19 protein-coding genes are annotated in these 16,310 nt (G+C 57.7%); 11 read left to right on the forward strand and 8 right to left on the reverse strand.

What is annotated here, in order from left to right; all coding sequences use genetic code 11:
• Positions 1-8: 8 nt before the first annotated feature.
• The 7 genes from ACNT1W_RS06630 to uraH are packed head-to-tail and all read left to right on the forward strand — an operon-like array spanning position 9 to position 5,423.
• Positions 9-674 carry an amino acid ABC transporter permease gene (locus ACNT1W_RS06630; RefSeq protein ID WP_012005378.1) on the forward strand — a complete coding sequence of 222 codons (666 nt, stop codon included), beginning with the start codon at positions 9-11 and terminating at the stop codon, positions 672-674.
• A complete protein-coding gene (locus tag ACNT1W_RS06635; protein WP_411227689.1) occupies positions 674-1,330 on the forward strand; it encodes an amino acid ABC transporter permease in 657 nt (218 codons plus the stop codon). The genes ACNT1W_RS06630 and ACNT1W_RS06635 overlap by 1 nt, the downstream gene beginning before the upstream one ends.
• Positions 1,311-2,054, forward strand: coding sequence for an amino acid ABC transporter ATP-binding protein (locus ACNT1W_RS06640; RefSeq protein WP_012005380.1), 744 nt, complete (start codon positions 1,311-1,313; stop codon positions 2,052-2,054). Before ACNT1W_RS06635 ends, ACNT1W_RS06640 begins: the two co-directional genes overlap by 20 nt.
• A gap of 43 nt (positions 2,055-2,097) precedes the next feature.
• Entirely contained in the window at positions 2,098-3,339 is a 1,242-nt protein-coding gene (locus tag ACNT1W_RS06645) for a pyridoxal-phosphate-dependent aminotransferase family protein (RefSeq protein ID WP_261131125.1), read from the forward strand.
• Positions 3,339-4,595, forward strand: coding sequence for an allantoate amidohydrolase (gene hpxK / locus ACNT1W_RS06650; RefSeq protein WP_419246858.1), 1,257 nt, complete (start codon positions 3,339-3,341; stop codon positions 4,593-4,595). Before ACNT1W_RS06645 ends, hpxK begins: the two co-directional genes overlap by 1 nt.
• A complete protein-coding gene (uraD, locus tag ACNT1W_RS06655) occupies positions 4,595-5,095 on the forward strand; it encodes a 2-oxo-4-hydroxy-4-carboxy-5-ureidoimidazoline decarboxylase (RefSeq protein ID WP_012005383.1) in 501 nt (166 codons plus the stop codon). Before hpxK ends, uraD begins: the two co-directional genes overlap by 1 nt.
• The gene (uraH, locus tag ACNT1W_RS06660) at positions 5,088-5,423 is read left to right on the forward strand and encodes a hydroxyisourate hydrolase (protein WP_375189329.1); all 336 of its coding nucleotides are present in this window, start codon (positions 5,088-5,090) and stop codon (positions 5,421-5,423) included. Before uraD ends, uraH begins: the two co-directional genes overlap by 8 nt.
• 45 nt (positions 5,424-5,468) lie before the next feature.
• Here the strand turns inward: uraH and ACNT1W_RS06665 are convergent, their stop codons facing one another.
• Both ACNT1W_RS06665 and ACNT1W_RS06670 read right to left on the reverse strand, forming a co-directional pair.
• Positions 5,469-6,242 carry an amidohydrolase gene (locus tag ACNT1W_RS06665; RefSeq protein WP_419246542.1) on the reverse strand — a complete coding sequence of 258 codons (774 nt, stop codon included), beginning with the start codon at positions 6,240-6,242 and terminating at the stop codon, positions 5,469-5,471.
• Positions 6,230-7,390: a pyridoxal phosphate-dependent aminotransferase gene (locus tag ACNT1W_RS06670; protein ID WP_012005386.1), complete on the reverse strand. Its 1,161-nt coding sequence runs from the start codon at positions 7,388-7,390 to the stop codon at positions 6,230-6,232. The genes ACNT1W_RS06665 and ACNT1W_RS06670 overlap by 13 nt, the downstream gene beginning before the upstream one ends.
• 160 nt (positions 7,391-7,550) lie before the next feature.
• Between ACNT1W_RS06670 and ACNT1W_RS06675 the strand changes: the two genes are divergently transcribed.
• The 3 genes from ACNT1W_RS06675 to ACNT1W_RS06685 are packed head-to-tail and all read left to right on the forward strand — an operon-like array spanning position 7,551 to position 9,390.
• Positions 7,551-8,165 (forward strand): methylthioribulose 1-phosphate dehydratase, encoded by a 615-nt coding sequence (locus ACNT1W_RS06675; protein ID WP_041418881.1) that lies wholly within the window; start codon positions 7,551-7,553, stop codon positions 8,163-8,165.
• Entirely contained in the window at positions 8,162-8,851 is a 690-nt protein-coding gene (mtnC, locus tag ACNT1W_RS06680; RefSeq protein WP_012005388.1) for an acireductone synthase, read from the forward strand. The genes ACNT1W_RS06675 and mtnC overlap by 4 nt, the downstream gene beginning before the upstream one ends.
• On the forward strand, positions 8,848-9,390 hold the full coding sequence (locus ACNT1W_RS06685) for a 1,2-dihydroxy-3-keto-5-methylthiopentene dioxygenase (RefSeq protein ID WP_012005389.1): 543 nt from the start codon (positions 8,848-8,850) through the stop codon (positions 9,388-9,390). Before mtnC ends, ACNT1W_RS06685 begins: the two co-directional genes overlap by 4 nt.
• Before the next feature lie 17 nt (positions 9,391-9,407).
• On the opposite strand, the gene mtnA is transcribed toward ACNT1W_RS06685, so the two are convergent.
• Positions 9,408-10,436, reverse strand: a complete 1,029-nt coding sequence (gene mtnA / locus ACNT1W_RS06690) for an S-methyl-5-thioribose-1-phosphate isomerase (RefSeq protein WP_419246543.1) — start codon at positions 10,434-10,436, stop codon at positions 9,408-9,410.
• Positions 10,437-10,579: 143 nt separating this feature from the next.
• On the opposite strand from mtnA, the gene mtnK reads away from it, so the two are divergent.
• On the forward strand, positions 10,580-11,779 hold the full coding sequence (mtnK, locus tag ACNT1W_RS06695; RefSeq protein WP_012005391.1) for an S-methyl-5-thioribose kinase: 1,200 nt from the start codon (positions 10,580-10,582) through the stop codon (positions 11,777-11,779).
• Positions 11,780-11,864: 85 nt separating this feature from the next.
• On the opposite strand, the gene ACNT1W_RS06700 is transcribed toward mtnK, so the two are convergent.
• The 5 genes from ACNT1W_RS06700 to fadE all read right to left on the reverse strand — a co-directional run bounded on the left by ACNT1W_RS06700 (position 11,865) and on the right by fadE (position 16,277).
• A complete protein-coding gene (locus ACNT1W_RS06700) occupies positions 11,865-12,017 on the reverse strand; it encodes a Hok/Gef family protein (protein WP_012005392.1) in 153 nt (50 codons plus the stop codon).
• 352 nt (positions 12,018-12,369) lie between these two features.
• Positions 12,370-12,522: a Hok/Gef family protein gene (locus ACNT1W_RS06705; RefSeq protein WP_012005392.1), complete on the reverse strand. Its 153-nt coding sequence runs from the start codon at positions 12,520-12,522 to the stop codon at positions 12,370-12,372.
• 351 nt (positions 12,523-12,873) lie between these two features.
• Positions 12,874-13,026, reverse strand: a complete 153-nt coding sequence (locus ACNT1W_RS06710) for a Hok/Gef family protein (protein WP_012005392.1) — start codon at positions 13,024-13,026, stop codon at positions 12,874-12,876.
• Positions 13,027-13,378: 352 nt separating this feature from the next.
• The gene (locus ACNT1W_RS06715) at positions 13,379-13,531 is read right to left on the reverse strand and encodes a Hok/Gef family protein (protein ID WP_012005392.1); all 153 of its coding nucleotides are present in this window, start codon (positions 13,529-13,531) and stop codon (positions 13,379-13,381) included.
• A 289-nt stretch (positions 13,532-13,820) separates the two neighbouring features.
• Entirely contained in the window at positions 13,821-16,277 is a 2,457-nt protein-coding gene (gene fadE / locus ACNT1W_RS06720; RefSeq protein WP_115183207.1) for an acyl-CoA dehydrogenase FadE, read from the reverse strand.
• Between the last annotated feature and the right edge of the window lie 33 nt (positions 16,278-16,310).

Raw genomic sequence — 16,310 nt, forward strand, 5'->3', positions numbered from 1 at the left:
GGCGCCTGATGACCTATCAGCTGAACTTTCCCGCCCTGTGGCCTTACCTGCCCGAGTTGCTGGCCGGTTTGTTGACCACCATTGAGCTGACGGCTCTGGCCACGTTGATCGGGGTGGCGCTGGGGATTTGCGGTGCGGCGATCCGCAGCGGCAAGGCTAACCTGGTTAGTCGCGTTTGGGGCATTTACGTTGAGGTGGTACGCAACACGCCGTTCGTGGTGCAACTGTTCTTCATCGTCTTCGGCCTGCCGAGCCTGGGCTGGAAACTGACCGCCGGGCAGGCGGCGCTGCTGGCGATGGTGATTAACCTGGGGGCCTACAGTACCGAGATTATTCGTGCCGGTATTCAGGTGACGCCGAAAGGCCAGTGGGAGGCCGGCAGGGTGCTGGGGCTCAGCCGTAGCCAGACGTTTTTGCGTATCGTGCTGCCGCCGTCGCTGCAGCGGATTTATCCGGCGTTGGTCAGCCAGTGCATTATCGTCATGCTGGGGTCATCGGTGGTGTCGCAGGTGTCGTTCGAAGAGTTGACCTTCGCCGCCAACCTGATCCAGTCGCGGACCTTCCTCAGTTTTGAGGTGTATCTGGTGACGGCGCTGTTTTACCTGTTGTTATCGATACTGATGCGCCAGCTGTTGCTGGCCGCCGGACGCCGTTTTCTGGGGAGCCAGGGCTGATGCTGACTTTTACCGACTGGGACATTGTGCGCAACCTGCTGTTGGCGGCACGCTGGACCTTACTGCTGTCGCTGACGGCATTTTTGGGCGGCACCCTGGTGACGCTGCCGCTGTTATTGCTGCGCCTGAGCAAGCGTAAGTGGGCGCTGCGGTTTGTTCGCGGTTATTCCGAGCTGTTTCAGGGCACGCCGCTGTTGATGCAGCTGTTCCTGGCCTTTTTTGGGCTGGCACTGTTCGGCATTGATGTGAGTCCCTGGACCGCGGCCGCGTTGGCGCTGACATTATTCACCAGCGCTTTTCTGGTGGATATCTGGTCCGGCAGCATCGCCGCATTGCCGAAAGGCCAGTGGGAAGCGTCGCGCTGTCTGGGGCTGAGTTTTGGCCAGACGTTGGCGCGGGTCATTGTGCCGCAGGCCGTGCGCATCGCCATTGCACCTACCGTCGGCTTTTCGGTTCAGGTGATCAAGGGGACCGCATTGGCGTCGATCATCGGTTTTGTCGAACTGACCAAGGCCGGCACCATGCTGAACAACGTCACTTATCAACCCTTTAAAGTTTTCGGTCTGGTCGCGCTGGGCTATTTCCTGATGTGTTATCCGCTGTCGCGCTACAGTCATTATCTGGAGAAGAAATTCCATGCCGCTCATCACAATTAATCAGGTTCAAAAATATTACGGTCAGAACCATGTACTAAAGGGCGTGGATCTGGATATCGATATGGGTCAGGTGATTTCGATCATCGGCCGTAGCGGCTCCGGCAAGAGCACCTTGTTACGCTGCATCAACGGGCTGGAAGGTTATCAGGAAGGCAGTATCAAACTGGGCGGTATGACGGTGACCGATCGCGATTCGCAGGCGCGTGAAATCAGCCGCTCCATTGGCATGGTATTCCAGAACTTCAATTTATTCCCGCACATGACCGCGCTGGAGAACGTGATGCTGGCGCCGCGTCGGGTGCTAAAGAAAAGCCCGGCCGAATGCCGCGAGCTGGCGGAAGAGATGTTGAACAAGGTTGGGTTGGCTGAGCGCATGCATTACTCACCGGCTAACCTTTCCGGCGGCCAGCAGCAACGGGTGGCGATTGCCCGGGCGCTGGCGATGAACCCGAAAGTGTTGCTGTGTGACGAAATTACCTCGGCGTTGGATCCTGAACTGGTGGGCGAAGTGCTGAAAGTGCTGGAACAGCTGGCCAAAGAGGGCATGACGCTGATCCTGGTGACCCATGAAATGAACTTTGCCCGCGAGGTCGGCGACCGGGTGGTGTTTATGCACCAGGGCAAGGTATGGGAGCAGGGCGATAGCCGCACGCTGTTCGCCAATCCACAAACGCAGGAATTAAAACAATTTATTGCTTCGGTCCGCGGTTTGTCTGAGAACTGATGCCATCAAATCTATTAAGTTATTGAGCTGGTAAGGAATTAACATGTTAGATATCACCCAATTCGATCAGATTAATCCACCCGCCCGCCTGTTGATGGGGCCGGGGCCGATCAACGCGGATCCGCGCGTGCTGCGTGCCATGTCGAGCCAGTTGATTGGTCAGTACGATCCGGCGATGACCGGTTACATGAATCAGGTCATGGAACTGTACCGCGCATTGTTCCGCACCGAAAACCGCTGGACCCTGCTGATAGACGGAACTTCTCGCTCCGGTATAGAAGCGATGCTGGTCTCTTCCATTCGTCCAGGTGACAAGGTGCTGGTGCCGGTATTTGGTCGTTTTGGCCATCTATTGTGTGAGATAGCCCGCCGCTGCCGCGCCGAAGTCCACACCATCGAAGTGCCTTGGGGGGAAGTGTTCAGCGCCGATCAGATTGAAGACGCCATTAAGAAAGTACGCCCGCGCCTGCTGTTGACGGTGCAAGGCGATACCTCAACCACCATGCTGCAACCGCTGGATCAACTGGGTGATATCTGCCGCCGTCACGGCGTGCTGTTTTACACCGATGCCACCGCTTCCTTTGGCGGTAACCCGCTGGAAACCGACGCCTGGGGGCTGGATGCGGTCTCCGCCGGTCTGCAGAAGTGCCTGGGCGGCCCATCGGGCAGTTCGCCGGTCACGCTCAGCCCGCAGTTTGAAGAGATTGTCCGCCGTCGCAAATGCGTGGAGCAGGGTATTCGCACCCTCGATCACGCCGATGGCGAGGACGAGATGATCTACTCCAACTATTTCGATCTCGGCATGATCATGGATTACTGGGGCCCGGAGCGGCTGAACCACCATACCGAAGCCACCAGCATGCTGTTTGCCGCGCGCGAGTGCGCCAGAGTTATCCTGGAAGAAGGGCTGGATAACGCCATCGCACGTCATAAGCTGCACGGTGCGGCCATGCTGGCCGGCATTCAGGGCATGGGGCTGGAAGTCTTCGGCGATTTGGATAACCGAATGAATAACGTGCTCGGCGTGGTGATCCCGCAGCAGGTTCATGGCGAGCAGGTACGCCAGATGATGCTGAACGACTTCGCCATTGAGATCGGCACTTCGTTCGGTCCGCTACAGGGAAAAATCTGGCGCATCGGCACCATGGGCTATAACGCGCGTAAAGACTGCGTACTGCAGACGCTGACTGCACTGGAGGCGGTGTTGAACCGGTTGGGTTTCGCCAGCAAACAGGGCGAAGCGCTGCAGGCGGCATGGAATACTTACGACGACGGCAGCCGTTGATGGCCGCGCTGTTAACCGCCCAGGAGGCGGAGCAGGCTGCGGCTCGGGTGATGGCACGCTGCGATGCGCTGGCGGCGATCAGCGCCACGCCGGGCCAGTTGACGCGGGTCTACCTGTCGCCGGAGCATCAGCGAGCCAACCAGCTGGTCGGCGACTGGATGCGCACTATCGGCATGAAGGTCTGGCAGGACAACGTCGGCAACCTCTGTGGCCGCTATGAAGGCCAAACGCCCAATGCCCCCGCACTGCTGCTCGGTTCGCATCTGGATACGGTACGCAACGCCGGGCGCTATGACGGCATGCTCGGCGTGTTGACCGCGCTGGAAGTGGTGGCGCATTTACATCGGCAGCAGCGGCGTTTGCCGGTGGCGGTCGAGGTGATTGGCTTTGCCGATGAAGAGGGCACACGCTTTAGTATCGCCCTGTTAGGCAGTCGGGGCATTAGCGGGCAGTGGCCGGCCGAGTGGTTGGATCGCACCGATGCCGACGGCATCAGCGTGGCACAGGCGTTACGTGAGTTTGGGCTGGATCCGGCAGCCGTCGGTGAAGCGCGACGCGCGCAAAGTGATATTTGCGGCTATCTGGAATTGCATATTGAACAGGGGCCTTGTCTGGAGGCCGCCGATCTGGCTTTGGGGGTAGTGACGGCCATTAACGGTGCCCGTCGGCTTAACTGTACCTTTACCGGCCAGGCTGGGCATGCCGGTACCGTGCCGATGGGGCAACGCAAAGACGCATTGGCGGCGGCGGCGGAATGGATGGTGGCGGTAGAAGCGATCACCTCGGCCGCCGATCGGCACCTGGTGGCTACCCTTGGCCGGATTGAAAGCCTACCGGGGGCGGTGAATGTGATCCCCGGTGAGGTCAGGCTATCGCTGGACGTGCGTGGGCCGGAAGATGGCCCGCTGGCGGCGTTGCTGACGCAGTTGCTGGAACAGGCGCAGGCGATCTGTACCCGTCGGGGGCTGAGTTTTGACAGTGAAGAGTTTTACCGCATAAATGCAACGGCTTGTGATGCAAATTTGCAACAACGCTGGCTGCAGGGCGTGATGGCGGTTCAGGGGCGCAGCATGGCGTTGCCGAGCGGCGCCGGGCATGATGCGATTGCCGTAGCGGCCTGTTGGCCGGTGGGTATGCTGTTTGTCCGCTGCGATCGCGGTATCAGCCACCATCCGGCCGAAGCCGTCAGCCAGTCCGATGTGGCGCTGGCGATCCAGGCTTACTGCCATACGGTTGGCAGTTGGGAGGAGGGCTGATGAGTCTGCAGCGATTTAATCAGTTACCGGAGGCGCAAGCGGAGCTGTTACTGCGACCCTGCGTGGATATTGCGGCCTGGATTGCGGCGGTGGTGGTAGCGCGGCCATTCAGCAGTGTTGATGCCGCGCTGGCGGTGGCCTGGCAAGCGGCGTTGCGTTGGCAACCGGAAGAGGTCAGCCAGGCACTGGCCCAGCACCCGCGTATCGGCGAAGGTGCCAAGGGCCAGGGGCAAGAAGCGCGGTTTTCGCAGCGTGAACAAGCGGCGGTCAATGCGCAGGATGCAGAGCTGAGTGAAGCGCTGCGGGTCGGCAATCGACGCTATGAACAGCAGTTTGGTCAGGTATTTTTGATCCGTGCCGCTGGTCGCGACGGCCAGAGCATTCTGCGCGAGTTGCAACGGCGATTGAATAACAGTGCGGAACAGGAACGGCGGGAAACGGCGGAACAACTGCGTGAAATCACGATGCTGCGTTTTAAGGAGCTACTGAGCGATGAGTAATATCAGCACCCATATTCTGGACACCTCACTCGGTAAACCCGCTGCGGGCGTGCGGGTGTGGTTGGAACACGAAGAGGACGGGTTATGGCGAACCCTGGCAGAAAGCCAGACCGATGCTGACGGCCGCGCGCGTGATCTAACCTCTGACAGTCTGCTTGCCGGACATTACCGCCTGTCTGCCGATCTCGGCGCTTACTTTACCCGTGACCTGCGTGAAACGCTGTACGCCACGGCAATTATCGATTTCGTTATTCAGGATGCGGCGCAGCATTACCATTTACCGCTGCTCATCAGCCCATATTCCTACTCGACCTACCGGGGCAGTTAGGCGCTCGTCAGAAGTTACGGGTGCAGCGAACCGCACCCGCAATGATTAATCGTGGCGCAGGAAGCTGTCGGCATCACGCCAGGCCGGGAAGGCGCTGCGGTAGCTTTGCAGGTTTTCCAGCGACAGTTCGGCGTCCAGCCGTGCGGCGGCACCGGGTTCCACCTGGGCCAGAGTTTCCCCCTGCGGGCTGAGGATCAGGCTGTCACCGCTGTAGTTCAGGCCGTTACCGTCTTCGCCGACGCGGTTACAACCGGCCACATAGACCTGATTCTCGATGGCACGAGCGGCCAACAGCGTTTGCCAGTGTTTACTGCGCGGGGCCGGCCAGTTGGCAACGTACAGCGCCAGATCGTAATCCTGCTGATAGCGTGACCACACCGGGAAGCGCAGGTCGTAGCAGATCTGCGGCAGAATGCGCCAGCCGCGCCATTCGAAAATTTCACGTTTTTTGCCTGCCTGATAGTGCAGGTGCTCACCGGCCATGCGGAACAGGTGGCGCTTATCATAGGCATGCACCCGGCCGTTCGGCTCCACCAGCAGGAAACGGTTAACCGCGCCTTCGGCGGTTTTCAGCGCCACGCTGCCGCCGACCAGAGCGTTACTTTTGCTCGCCCAACCGTGCAGCCAGTTGACAACCTGTTGTTCCGGCAGTGCACTTTCTCCGGCATCCATGGCAAAACCGGTGGTAAACATCTCCGGCAGTACAATCAAATCGCGGCCGCTTAATGGCGCCAACAGCTCATCAAAATGCCGCAGGTTAGCTTCGCCATCACGCCAAACCAGGGGTTGCTGCAACAGGGTAATTTTTAAAGTCGACATAACCGCTCCGCAGCCGCATCCAGCGTGGCATCCTGTTTAGCGAAGCACAGCCGGATCAATTTATGGGGGAAAGGATCGGCACAGAAGACCGACAGCGGGATCGCCGCCACGCCTACGTGCTCGGTTAACCAATGGCAGAACGCCACGTCGTCCAAATCGGAAACGGCGCTGTAATCTGCCAGTAAGAAGTATGTACCTTCGCAAGGCAAAATTTCCAGTCGACTGCTGGACAGCGCCTGCACAAAACGATCGCGCTTGGCGCGGTAAAATGCCGACAGCTGTTGCCAGTGTTCAGGCTCGCTGCGCAGCATATCCGCCAGCGCCAACTGGGCCGGGGTATTGACCGAGAAGGTCAGGTACTGATGCACCTTGCGTACTTCTGCGCTCAGCGCTACCGGGGCCACGCAGTAACCCACTTTCCAGCCGGTCATGTGGAAGGTCTTGCCGAAAGAGGACACCGCGATGGCGCGCTGGCGCAGCTGCGGGTGAGCCAGGACGCTGGTGTGGCCGCCCCTTGCGAAACAAATGTGTTCGTAGACTTCATCACTCAGCACGTAGATTTCGCGATCGCTAATGGCGTGCCACAGTTGCTGCATATCTTCCGCCTGCCAGGCAGTAGCAGAAGGATTGTGCGGCGTATTGAGGATCACCAGCCGGGTGCGTGGTGACAGCAACTCGCCGAACTGTTGCCAGTCGACGCTGAACGCCGGGGGCTGCAGCGCAATGCGTTTTAGCGTGCCGCCGGATAGGGTCACCGCCGGCGCATAGCTGTCGTAGCTGGGATCAAAACAGACAACTTCATCACCGGGGCGCACCAGGGCGCTGATGGCGGCGAACAGTGCCTCGGTGGCACCCGCCGTGATGGTGACTTCGTTAGTGGCGTCCGGTAGCCAGCCGTACAGAGCCGCGGTTTTCTCGGCGATGGCTTCGCGCAGTGGGGCAACGCCGGTCATCGGAGCATATTGGTTCGCCCCCTGGCTGACATGCCAGGCCAGACGTTCTTTCAGGTAGTCCGGGCCATCGAAATCGGGGAAGCCCTGCGACAGGTTGATTGCCTGATGCTGCGCCGCCAGCGCACTCATCTGGGTGAAAATGGTGGTGCCCAGCGCGGGTAGTTTACTTTCGGGGATCAGTGCTGAAGTGCTCATCGTAGGCTAATACTCCTGGCGCTTATGTTGCCGTCAATATAACACGATGTTAGTATTTGGCAATCAAGACGCTTAGATGGCTAAATGAAGAAAAAGTCTTGCCCTTAATCAAATCATTCTAGACATCATTTGCTTATAACCTACAGGTCAAAAAATGTTAATGACAGAAAATCAGCAACTTAAAGCGTTATTGTCGGCCTGTCACTGGATTGGTGAAAAGGGCTGGTGCCCGGCGACCGGTGGCAATATGTCGCTGCGTCTCGATGACCAACATTGTCTGGTCACCGAATCCGGCAAGGATAAGGGCAGCCTGACTGAAACTGACTTCCTGCTGGTGGAAACCGCCAGCAACCATGTGCCGAGCGGCCGCACGCCATCAGCGGAAACCGGTCTGCATACCCTTATTTACCGTTTGTACCCGCAGATTGGCGCGGTACTGCATACTCATTCGGTGAATGCGACCGTGCTGTCGCGGGTTGAACGCAGCGATGGGCTGGTGTTGCAGGGCTATGAGATGCAAAAATCACTCGGTGGGCAGACTACGCATCTGGACAGCGTGGTGATCCCGATTTTCGATAACGATCAGGATATCTCGCGATTAGCGGCGCGGGTGGCAGCCCATGCCGAAGCCACGCCATTGCAGTACGGTTTTCTGGTGCGTGGCCACGGTCTGTATTGCTGGGGTCGCCAGGTCGCGGAAGCTCGTCGTCATCTTGAAGGGCTGGAATTCCTGTTCCAGTGCGAACTGCAACGCCGTTTACTGGAGGCCAAATGATCCGCGCCATCGTTACCGACATTGAAGGTACCACCAGCGATATCCGTTTCGTTCATCAGGTGCTGTTCCCTTACGCACGTGAACGCCTGGCCACCTTTCTCCGTCTTCACGCTGAAGATGCCGAAGTCGCCGCGCCACTGACCGCCTTACGCCAGGAGCTTGACCAACCGCAGGCGGATATTGAGCAACTGATTGCTGCGCTGTACCGCTTTATGGACGAAGACCGCAAATCCACCGCGCTGAAGGCGCTGCAAGGTATCATCTGGCGCAGTGGTTATCAGAACGGCGATTTTCGCGGACATTTGTACCCTGAAGTAGCCGGGCAGTTAGCCGCCTGGCAGCAGCAGGGGCTGAAGCTGTACGTCTATTCTTCCGGCTCGGTAGAGGCGCAAAAGCTGCTGTTCGGCTACAGCGATGCCGGGGATCTGCAGCCATTGTTCAGCGGTTATTTCGATACTCACGTCGGTGCCAAGCGTGAAACCGCTTCGTACCTTAATATCGCGGGTAAAATCGGTATTGCAGCTGATGAACTGTTATTTCTTTCCGACATTCATCAAGAGCTGGACGCCGCGCGTGCCGCTGGTTGGCATACCTGCCAACTGATCCGCGATGAAGCCGATAGCCAAAGCCAGCATCCGCAGGTTAACCGTTTTGATCAAATCGATTTAGGGGAGTTTGCCTCATGAGTGGATTGACCATTTTCAGCGATCAAGAGCCGCAACAGCCGCTGTGGCAGAGCCGTGACGCGCAGGCCATTGGGCAGCAACTGGCACAGATTGGCGTACGTTTTGAACGCTGGCAGGCGGATCGTGAACTGGGTGAAAACCCGGATCCGGCCGTCGTGATCGCCGCCTATCAGCATCAGATCGACCGGCTGGTGGCGGAGAAGGGCTACCAGAGTTGGGATGTGATCAGCATGCGTCCGGATAATGCCCAGCGCGAAGTGTTGCGCAGCAAGTTTCTGTCCGAGCATACCCACGGCGAAGATGAAGTGCGTTTCTTTGTCGAGGGGGCCGGGCTGTTCTGCCTGCATCTGGATGGCAAGATCTTCCAGATCCTGTGTGAGAAGAACGATCTGATCTCGGTACCGGCCAATACCCGTCATTGGTTCGATATGGGCTCAGCACCGAATTTCACTGCGATCCGCGTGTTTGATAACCCGGAAGGCTGGGTGGCGCATTTCACCGGCGATAACATCGCCGATGCCTACCCGCGTCTCGACTGAGCGCTATAACGCGGGCTTTAACCCAACGCCCGCTGAAAAATCCCTTCACTGACCTGCTGTGGCGTGATCACGCCGCTGTCGAAGACCCAACTGCTAATCAATGCCGCCGGTGTCACGTCAAACGCCGGGTTATAAACTGGGGCATCGACAGGTGCCCACTGACATGAGCCAAAGCTGCCGGTGACACCGGTCACTTCAGCTGCGGCCCGTTGTTCAATCGGGATCGCAGCCCCGTTCGGGCAATGCGGATCCTGAGTGGTGTGCGGTGCGGCGACGTAGAATGGAATGCGGTGATAGTGCGCCAGTACCGCCAGGCTATAGGTGCCAATCTTGTTGGCGACGTCACCGTTGGCAGCGATGCGATCGGCCCCCACCCATACGGCGTCTACCTGGCCCTGCGCCATCAGACTGGCCGCCATGGAGTCACAAATCAACCGGTAGGGGATACCCAGTTCACCCAGCTCCCAGGCGGTCAACCGGCCGCCCTGCAATAGCGGACGCGTTTCATCGACCCACACTTGCTGTACCTTGCCCTGTTGATGAGCACGCAACAGTACGCCGATAGCGGTACCGATACCGGCGGTAGCCAGGCCCCCGGTATTGCAGTGGGTCAGCAGGCGGCTGCCGGGTTTCACCAGCTCGGCACCGTGATCGGCAATGCGATCGCACAATTTTCGGTCTTCCTCCACCAACCGCTGCGCTTCTTCCACCATCGCAGGCACCCATTGCGGCTGTGCCAATGCCAGCTTCATGCGATCCAGATTATTCATCAGGTTGACTGCCGTCGGCCGCGAGGCACGCAGAGTGATTAGTGCCTGTTCCAGTTCTTTGCGCGGCACGCCGCGCTCTGCCAGCAAGGCCAACAACAGACTGGCGGACAGGCCGATAAGCGGTGCCCCCCGAACTCGCAGGGTAAGGATATGATCGACCAGTTCTTCCACGCTGTCGCAGCTGCGCCACTGTTTTTCCTGCGGTAAAGCCTGCTGATCGAGGATCAAAAGTCGGTTGTCACTCAAGGTCAAACTGGTGGTGTTAAGCGCTTGCATCGGCGGTTAATTCCTTGTTGCGTAGTTATTGCATCTGGAAAGCTATTCTGCCAACATGACTTCCGGATGTATAGACGTCCAAATGCTTTTACGTCTAAAAAATATAATCGCTGGGTCAGTGAGAAAGATTAAAGGGGTTGGGGATGTCACATTATCGTACGTTTACTGCTGCTGATGCCGTTGAATATGCTCGTCAATACGGGCAGTTAGCCGATCCACAGGCGTTGGTAAGCGCTGACGAGATTGGTGACGGCAATCTGAACCTGGTGTTCAAGATCCGCGATCGTGACGGCGTTAGCCGGGTGATTGTCAAACAGGCGCTGCCGTATGTACGTTGTGTGGGCGAATCCTGGCCGCTAACGCTTGATCGGGCGCGCATTGAAGCGGAAACCCTGTTGATTCACGGCGGTTTTTGCCCAAGGCATACGGTAAAGGTACTCCATCACGATGCCGAATTGGCGGTGATGGTGCAGGAAGATCTTTCGGATCATCACATCTGGCGCAGCGAATTGGTCAAGGGCCACTACTACCCCCTGGCGGCCGGGCAACTGGCGGAGTATTTGGCGCAAACCCTGTTCCATACTTCCGACTTTTATCAGACGGCGCAGGAGAAAAAGGCGGAAGTTAGTCGCTTTAGCAACCCTGAACTGTGCCAGATCACCGAAGATCTGTTCTTTACCGATCCCTATATCGATCATGAGCGTAATCAGTTTGATCCGGCGCTGTTGCCGCAGGTGCTTGAACTGCGTAACGATGCGGCACTCAGGCTGGCGGTCGCCGGGCTGAAGCATCGTTTCCTGAGCAAGGCGGAAGCGTTGTTGCACGGGGATATTCACAGTGGTTCGGTTTTTGTTGCAGAAGGCAAGCTGAAGGCGATAGACGCTGAGTTCGGCTTCTATGGCCCGATCGGTTTTGACGTCGGTACCGCGCTGGGTAATCTGTTATTGAATTACTGCGGTCTACCGGGCCTGTTCGGGCCGCGCGACGCCGCTGCCGGGCGTGAACAACGTCTGCAGGATGTGCGCGAGCTGTGGTTGATTTTCGCCGATCGCTTCCTGGCATTATGCCACCAACAGACCCGCGAAGCGGCATTGGCGGTGCCGGGTTATGCCGAACAGTTCCTGCAGCAGGTGTGGACAGATGCCGTCGGCTACTGCGGCAGTGAGTTGATCCGCCGTACTATCGGTCTGGCGCACGTTGCCGATCTGGACAGTATCAGTGACGCCGAGATGCGCGCCGAATGCCAGCGCAACGCTTTGGGGTTGGGCCGTGCGTTGATTGTGAATGCGCCGCAGATTGAGCATATCGATGCGTTGTTGGCGCGTATTCGCCAGAACGGTTAAATCTCCTGGATACCGTGAAAAAAGGGTGCTCATGGATCCGTCGTCAACAACCAACAGGCGGGGTGAACCCCGCCGTTGGGTTGCCTTACCCTTCGGTTTCGTAAGCCAAAATGGCGGCTACCTCCGTGTCTCCCAGTGTGATGCGCAGTTCACATAGTGAACCGCGGGTGATCCACATCAACGCTATCAGCGTGATGCAGATAATCATCAGCCTTAGAACGACCCGTTCTTGCTGCATTTTTGACCTCCTTATCCTTGCCTTGCGGCGGGGAAGAGGCTAACCTGACGTTGCTTAGACGTTCAGAGTGGCCTCGGGTTGATTACATCGACTCGGGGCCTTTCTCTTTCTATCCGTTACCAATACAAGGCTCCGGACAGAAAGATCCAGAGCACCCATCCGCAGTCTATCCGAATATCCCCGGGGTTAAATTAGCCGTTCTGGTAAGGCTGCGGTGTGCCACGCAGTTTTGAACAGAAGACTGGCAAAATGCGCCGATGACGGGGAGTTGTGAGTCTGGCAGAGGGGAAGGGTGCTCATGGATCCGTCGCCAACAACCAACAGGCGGGGCGAACCCCGCCGTTGGGTTGCCTTACCCTTCGGTTTCGTAAGCCAAAATGGCGGCTACCTCCGTGTCTCCCAGTGTGATGCGCAGTTCACATAGTGAACCGCGGGTGATCCACATCAGCGCTATCAGCGTGATGCAGATAATCATCAGCCTCAGAACGACCCGTTCTTGCTGCATTTTTGACCTCCTTATCCTTGCCTTGCGGCGGGGAAGAGGCTAACCTGACGTTGCTAGACGTTCAGAGTGGCCTTGGGTTGATTACATCGACTCGGGGCCTTTCTCTTTCTATCCGTTACCAATACAAGGCTCCGGACAGAAAGATCCAGAGCACCCATCCGCAGTCTATCCGATTATCCCCGGGGTTAAATTAGTCGTTCTGGCAACGTTGCGGAGCACCGCGCAGTTTTGAACGGAATGCCGGTGAAAGGGCTCGATGATGCAAATCCGTAAGTCTGGCAGAGGGGAAGGGTGCTCATGGATCCGTCGCCAACAACCAACAGGCGGGGCGAACCCCGCCGTTGGGTTGCCTTACCCTTCGGTTTCGTAAGCCAAAATGGCGGCTACCTCCGTGTCTCCCAGTGTGATGCGCAGTTCACATAGTGAACCACGGGTGATCCACATCAGCGCTATCAGCGTGATGCAGATAATCATCAGCCTTAGAACGACCCGTTCTTGCTGCATTTTTGACCTCCTTATCCTTGCCTTACGGCGGGGAAGAGGCTAACCTGACGTTGTTTGGACGTTCAGAGTGGCCTCGGGTTGATTACATCGACTCGGGGCCTTTCTCTTTCTATCCGTTACCGATACAAGGCTCCGGACAGAAAGATCCAGAGCATCCATCCGCAGTCTATCCGAATATCCCCGAGGTTAAATTAGTCGTTCTGACAACGTTGCGGAGCACCGCGCAGTTTTGAACTGAAGACAGGCAAAATGCGCCGATGACGGGGAGTTGTGACTCTGGCTGAGGGGAAGGGTGCTCATGGATCCGTCGTCAACAACCAACAGGCGGGGCGAACCCCGCCGTTGGGTTGCCTTACCCTTCGGTTTCGTAAGCCAAAATGGCGGCTACCTCCGTGTCTCCCAGTGTGATGCGCAGTTCACATAGCGAACCGCGGGTGATCCACATCAGCGCTATCAGCGTGATGCAGATAATCATCAGCCTTAGAACGACCCGTTCTTGCTGCATTTTTGACCTCCTTATCCTTGCCTTGCGGCGGGGAAGAGGCTAACCTGACGTTGTTGAGACGTTCAGAGTGGCCTCGGGTTGATTACATCGACTCGGGGCCTTTCTCTTTCTATCCGTTACCAATACAAGGCTCCGGACAGAAAGATCCAGAGCACCCATCCGCAGTCTATCCGATTATCCCCGGGGTTAAATTAGCCGTTCTGGCAACGTTGCAGAGCACTGCGCATTTTTAAGCAGAAATAGAAAAGGGGCGATGATTATCGCCCCTGGGTAAGTCAGTTTTTTGCAGTTACGCGGCTTCGGTGTGTTTCAGGCGCTTATCCTGCTTGAGCGGCTTTTCCGGCTTACTGGCCGCCAGCGCATCCGGCTCGAAGTCATCCACGTTGATGGAACGCAGACGGCTCTCCTCGGCTTTCACCAGGATCTTCGCCTCATCGGCGCTGATCTTGCCTTCTTCCAGTGCACGTTGTGCCAGACGATCCAGTCGGGTGAATGGCAGGTTCTTGCCGGCCGCCTTGCACAGACGGTCGTGAATCGGTTCGGCGGCGATCACGTCAGCCAGTGCGGCTTCCAGCAGACCAACCGGGTTATGCTCGCTGGGTGTCAGATACTGGCCACGGCCCAGACGGCTACGGGTGGCAGACGGCTGTTGGATGATCTTGGCCAATTGGTGATCCAGACGGTCAGACGGTGCAGTATGGACACGGCCTAACGGGAAGACGACCAGGCGCATCACTCCGGCGATAAAGCGGTTCGGGAAGTTGCGCAGCAGATCGTCCAGCGCCTGTTCTGCCTGATGCAGACTGTCCTGTACGGCCCAATGTACCAGCGGCAAATCTTCTTTCTGACGGCCTTCATCTTCAAAACGTTTCAGTGCCGCAGAAGCCAGATACATTTGGCTGAGGATATCCCCCAGACGGGCGGAGATACGCTCACGGCGCTTCAAACTGCCGCCCAGCACGCCCATGGAAACGTCTGACAACAGCGCCAGGTTAGCGCTCAGGCGGTTCAACTGTTGGTAATAACGACGAGTCGCGTCTTTGGTTGGTGTGCTGCTGGTGCGACCGTTAGTCAGGCCCAGCCAGAAGCTGCGCACCTTGTTGCTGCCCACGTGGCCCAGATGGCCGAACAGCAATTTGTCATAGGCGTTCAGGTCGTTCTTCTGCGCTGCAGCCATTTCGTCCAGCACGTAAGGATGGCAGCGGATAGCCCCCTGACCGAAGATCATCATGGTACGAGTCAGGATATTGGCGCCTTCTACCGTAATGGCGATAGGCGCGCCCTGATAGGCTCGGGCCAGGAAGTTGGATTTACCCAGCATGATGCCTTTACCGCCGGCGATATCCATTGCATCAATGATTGCCTGCTGGCCACGATGGGTACAGTGGTATTTCACGATGGCCGACAGCACGGCCGGTTTCTCGCCCAGCATCAGGCCGCTGGTGATAAGCGTAGCCGCGGCATCCATCACGTAGGTGTTACCGGCGATACGCGCCAGTGGCTCTTCGATACCTTCCATCTTGCCGATTGAGAGCTTGAACTGACGGCGGATATGGGCGTATGCCCCAATCGCCAGCGCCATGGACTTCACGCTACCGGTCGAGTTGGAAGGCAGGGTGATGCCACGGCCTACCGACAGGCACTCAACCAGCATACGCCAGCCCTGACCGGCCATTTTTGGCCCGCCGATGATGTAATCAATAGGGACGAACACGTCATTACCGCGGGTTGGGCCGTTTTGGAACGGCACGTTCAGCGGGAAGTGGCGGTTACCGATTTCAACACCTGGGGTGCTGGTTGGGATCAGCGCACAGGTGATGCCCGGTGATTCGTTATCGCCCAGCAAGTGATTCGGGTCATACAGTTTGAACGCCAGGCCCAGCACGGTCGCAACCGGTGCCAGCGTGATATAGCGTTTGTTCCAGGTCAGGCGCATGCCCAGTACCTGTTCGCCTTGCCATTCACCCATGCAGACGGTGCCGACGTCCGGAATGGCCCCGGCATCGGAACCGGCTTCCGGGCTGGTCAGGGCGAAACAAGGGATCTCGTCGCCGCGCGCCAGGCCTGGCAGGTAATGGTTTTTCTGTTCGTCAGTACCGTAATGCTGCAGCAGTTCACCGGGGCCGAGGGAGTTTGGCACGCCGACGGTGATGGCCAGAATACCGGAAACACCGGACAGTTTTTGCAGCACGCGCGCCTGAGCATAAGGAGAGAAGTCCAGGCCGCCGTATTCTTTCTTGATGATCATCGCGAAGAAGCGGTGTTCTTTCAGGTATGCCCACAGTTCCGGCGGTAAATCGGCCAGCTCGTGGGTGATTTGGAAGTCGTTGGCCATGCGGCAGGCTTCTTCCACCGGCCCGTCGATGAACGCTTGCTCTTCGGCGGTCAACTGCGGTTTCGGGTAGTTATGCAGCTTGTTCCAGTCCGGCGCACCGCGGAACAGATCGCCTTCCCACCAGGTGGTCCCGGCTTCGATCGCTTCCTTTTCGGTGGTGGACATTGGCGGCATCACCTTGCGGAATGCGCGCAGCGCCGGGGCGGACAGCATTGAACGACGCAATGAGGTGACGTTCAACGGCAGCAGGATAATCGCCAGCGGCAGCAGCATCCAGAAACTCCACAGGCCGATAGCGCCCATGGCGGCGGTGTACGCCAGAAGAATAAGGCTACTGAGGGTGAGGTTCACTCGGTGATAAAACACCACACCAATGAGTGCCAGCAAAACAACAATACTAAGAACCATCATAAGAAGCTCCAAAGTGGCAAGAGGTCTGACCTG

This window comes from Serratia sp. NFX21, from assembly GCF_048517035.1.
GTDB lineage: Bacteria > Pseudomonadota > Gammaproteobacteria > Enterobacterales > Enterobacteriaceae > Serratia > Serratia quinivorans.

What these genes read in the sequence shown, in the direction of transcription:
- ACNT1W_RS06630 (WP_012005378.1), top strand. Translation starts at nt 9, where the DNA reads ATGACCTATCAGCTGAACTTTCCCGCCCTGTGGCCTTACCTGCCCGAG.
- ACNT1W_RS06635 (WP_411227689.1), top strand. Translation starts at nt 674, where the DNA reads ATGCTGACTTTTACCGACTGGGACATTGTGCGCAACCTGCTGTTGGCG.
- ACNT1W_RS06640 (WP_012005380.1), top strand. Translation starts at nt 1,311, where the DNA reads ATGCCGCTCATCACAATTAATCAGGTTCAAAAATATTACGGTCAGAAC.
- ACNT1W_RS06645 (WP_261131125.1), top strand. Translation starts at nt 2,098, where the DNA reads ATGTTAGATATCACCCAATTCGATCAGATTAATCCACCCGCCCGCCTG.
- hpxK (WP_419246858.1), top strand. Translation starts at nt 3,339, where the DNA reads ATGGCCGCGCTGTTAACCGCCCAGGAGGCGGAGCAGGCTGCGGCTCGG.
- uraD (WP_012005383.1), top strand. Translation starts at nt 4,595, where the DNA reads ATGAGTCTGCAGCGATTTAATCAGTTACCGGAGGCGCAAGCGGAGCTG.
- uraH (WP_375189329.1), top strand. Translation starts at nt 5,088, where the DNA reads ATGAGTAATATCAGCACCCATATTCTGGACACCTCACTCGGTAAACCC.
- ACNT1W_RS06665 (WP_419246542.1), bottom strand. Translation starts at nt 6,242, where the DNA reads ATGTCGACTTTAAAAATTACCCTGTTGCAGCAACCCCTGGTTTGGCGT.
- ACNT1W_RS06670 (WP_012005386.1), bottom strand. Translation starts at nt 7,390, where the DNA reads ATGAGCACTTCAGCACTGATCCCCGAAAGTAAACTACCCGCGCTGGGC.
- ACNT1W_RS06675 (WP_041418881.1), top strand. Translation starts at nt 7,551, where the DNA reads ATGACAGAAAATCAGCAACTTAAAGCGTTATTGTCGGCCTGTCACTGG.
- mtnC (WP_012005388.1), top strand. Translation starts at nt 8,162, where the DNA reads ATGATCCGCGCCATCGTTACCGACATTGAAGGTACCACCAGCGATATC.
- ACNT1W_RS06685 (WP_012005389.1), top strand. Translation starts at nt 8,848, where the DNA reads ATGAGTGGATTGACCATTTTCAGCGATCAAGAGCCGCAACAGCCGCTG.
- mtnA (WP_419246543.1), bottom strand. Translation starts at nt 10,436, where the DNA reads ATGCAAGCGCTTAACACCACCAGTTTGACCTTGAGTGACAACCGACTT.
- mtnK (WP_012005391.1), top strand. Translation starts at nt 10,580, where the DNA reads ATGTCACATTATCGTACGTTTACTGCTGCTGATGCCGTTGAATATGCT.
- ACNT1W_RS06700 (WP_012005392.1), bottom strand. Translation starts at nt 12,017, where the DNA reads ATGCAGCAAGAACGGGTCGTTCTAAGGCTGATGATTATCTGCATCACG.
- ACNT1W_RS06705 (WP_012005392.1), bottom strand. Translation starts at nt 12,522, where the DNA reads ATGCAGCAAGAACGGGTCGTTCTGAGGCTGATGATTATCTGCATCACG.
- ACNT1W_RS06710 (WP_012005392.1), bottom strand. Translation starts at nt 13,026, where the DNA reads ATGCAGCAAGAACGGGTCGTTCTAAGGCTGATGATTATCTGCATCACG.
- ACNT1W_RS06715 (WP_012005392.1), bottom strand. Translation starts at nt 13,531, where the DNA reads ATGCAGCAAGAACGGGTCGTTCTAAGGCTGATGATTATCTGCATCACG.
- fadE (WP_115183207.1), bottom strand. Translation starts at nt 16,277, where the DNA reads ATGATGGTTCTTAGTATTGTTGTTTTGCTGGCACTCATTGGTGTGGTG.